Annotated in this window: 3 protein-coding genes; 2 read left to right on the plus strand and 1 reads right to left on the minus strand. The window is 63.5% G+C overall.

Annotation, left to right across the window (positions count from 1 at the left end; all coding sequences use genetic code 11):
* Positions 1-173: 173 nt before the first annotated feature.
* Positions 174-482 (minus strand): hypothetical protein, encoded by a 309-nt coding sequence (locus ACXWUF_RS21850; RefSeq protein WP_458496621.1) that lies wholly within the window; start codon positions 480-482, stop codon positions 174-176.
* A 175-nt stretch (positions 483-657) separates the two neighbouring features.
* Here ACXWUF_RS21850 and ACXWUF_RS21855 point away from each other — a divergent pair, with 175 nt between their 5' ends.
* Both ACXWUF_RS21855 and ACXWUF_RS21860 read left to right on the plus strand, forming a co-directional pair.
* Complete coding sequence (locus ACXWUF_RS21855) at positions 658-1,608, plus strand: acetylxylan esterase (RefSeq protein ID WP_458496623.1); 951 nt, start codon at positions 658-660, stop codon at positions 1,606-1,608.
* The gene (locus tag ACXWUF_RS21860) at positions 1,605-2,333 is read left to right on the plus strand and encodes an esterase family protein (RefSeq protein WP_458496622.1); all 729 of its coding nucleotides are present in this window, start codon (positions 1,605-1,607) and stop codon (positions 2,331-2,333) included. Before ACXWUF_RS21855 ends, ACXWUF_RS21860 begins: the two co-directional genes overlap by 4 nt.
* Positions 2,334-2,509: the final 176 nt, after the last annotated feature.

Here is a 2,509-nt window from a genome sequence, read left to right on the forward strand (position 1 = left end):
CACGCCACGATAAATCTAATACCCCCGTCTGTGTGGGTGTCGGGGTGCGCCTTAACCCACCTTGCCGACGGGGATGGTGGGTTACGGCGCACGGCAAACTCAATATCGGTGGCGTGGCTTGCCGGATGTGCGCCTAACCCACCCTACAAGATTGGATTGGCACCGCCCAATACTCAGGTGCAGGATTTGTACTCGTAAAGGCGCAACGGCACCATGACCACGTCGGCGATGGGCAGCAGGGGCGTGACGCTGGCGAAGGAAATCGTCCCCAGCCCCGCGTATAGCGGATAGAGGATGTCCTTTTGATCGAAGGACGCCAGCATTTGCGGGTAGCTATCCCGCCAGACATGCTCGGTGACGGGCAGCGCCCGGCACTCGGTGGCGGGATTCGGGGCGGATTGCGAGTGGGTTTGGGTGGGTTGCGTGATGGCGCAACCGCTCAGGCAGCCGAGGGCAATCAGGGCGAGGCGTAGGTTTCGCATGAGGCGTTTTTCTCTTGGCGATGGGCGCGGAAGCCCCAAGCTTAAGTGGCGCGACCCTCCGAGTCCAGGCCGGGAAACAGCTTGGTTTCCGAATGGTGGTGGCGCGGCCAGGGTGGCTTCGCGGAAAATCGCCCTTCGAGTCCCGGCATCAACAACCCGCAAGGCCAACGTGACCATGCTGCCCCACGCCTTTCACTTCGATCCCACCTATGGCTATACCCTGGACCGGCTGCTGGAAATCGGCCCGCCCGAAGCGCCGCCCGACTTCGCCGAGTTCTGGCGGGAACGCTACCGGCGCGTCGCGGCTTTCCGCCCGGACCCATGGCTCAGCCCCGCCCATGCCGACCACCCGGCTTTCGATGCCCACGACCTGACTTACCGCTCCACCGATGGCTTCCTCATTGGCGGCTGGCTGCTGACGCCGCGTCATGCCCCGGTGCGGCGCGGCGTGGTGATCGGCCATGGCTATGGCGGGCGGGATGGGCCGGATTTCGAGGTGCCGGTGACGGACGCGGCGCTCTTGTTCCCCTGCTTCCGGGGCTTGTCCCGGAGCCGCCGCCCGCCGGTGTCCGACAATCCCGCCTGGCACGTCCTGCACGACATCGACAAGCGCGACCGCTACATCCTCGGCGGCTGCGTGGAGGATGCGTGGCTGGCGGTCTCGACGCTGATCGAGCTTTTCCCACAGACGGCGGGCCATATCGCCTATATGGGCGAGAGCTTCGGCGGCGGCATCGGCGCCCTGGCGTTTCCCTGGGACGAGCGCATCCGGCGGGTTCATTTGAAGGTGCCGACCTTCGGCCACGCGCCGCTGCGCTTGAGCTTGCCGACCCTGGGCAGCGGCGAGTCGGTGCGGACCTACGAACGGCACCACGGTCATGCGCTGGACACATTGCGTTATTACGATGCCGCCAGCGCCGCCCGGCATAGCCGGATTCCCGTCCACGTCGCGGCGGCGCTGTTTGATCCGGTGGTCGCGCCACCCGGCCAGTTCGCCATTTACAATAATCTGCCGGAGCCTAGACGCTTGTTCATGCTGGACGCTGGGCACTTCGATTATCCCCGCCGCCCGGAGCAGGACCGGGCATTGCGGGCCGACCTTCACGCTTTCTTCGATTCCTTATGAACCGCGAATATCACTGTTGGCGTAGCGTCCGCTTGCACCGCGACATGGAACTGCTGGTGTTCGGCCACGCCGGGGCCAAGGTGCTGGTGTTTCCCACCCGCGAGGGGCGGTTCTACGAATACGAGAATCTGCGGCTGGTCCACGCCTTGCGGCACAAGATCGAGGCGGGGCATTTGCAGCTTTATTGCGTGGAAGGGCTGGCCGACGAGACCTTCTATTGCTGGTGGCGGCACCCGGCGGACCGGATCAGGCGCTACATGCAGTACGAGGATTATGTGCTGCACGAGGTGCTGCCGTTCATGGCGTCCCGCAACGATCACGCTTGCACGATTTCGCACGGGTGCAGCCTGGGCGCTTTCTATGCCGCCAACATCGCCTTTCGCCACCCGCATTTGTTCCGCAAGCTGGCGGCGTTCTCGGGCCGCTACGATCTGACCGTGAGCCTGGAGCATTTCGGTAATCTGTTCGATGGCTATTACGACGAGAACATCTACTTCAACACGCCCTGCCATTTCCTGCCCAACCTGGACGATCCGGGCCGACTGGACGCCCTGCGCCGCATGGACATCGTGCTGACCATCGGCAGGGAAGACCCCTTCCTCGGCAATAATCATCACCTGAGCCACATCCTGCGGGAGAAGGGCATTCCCCATGCCTTACACGAATGGGATGGCCGCGCCCATCAGGGCTATTTCTGGCGGAAGATGGCGCCGTTGTATGTGTGATGCGCTGGTGGGTGGGAGCGGTTTTTAAACCGCGACCGACACGCCCCTAACCAACCCCATAGGACGGGTGGCGCTTTGCGGAACCCATCGCAACGAGATAGCTTGAGGATGGGTTTCGCTGCGCTTCACCCAGCCTATAAATTTTACGGGCGGCAAAATTGGGGGGTCTCGGCGGG

This window comes from Methylomagnum sp. (assembly GCF_054333355.1).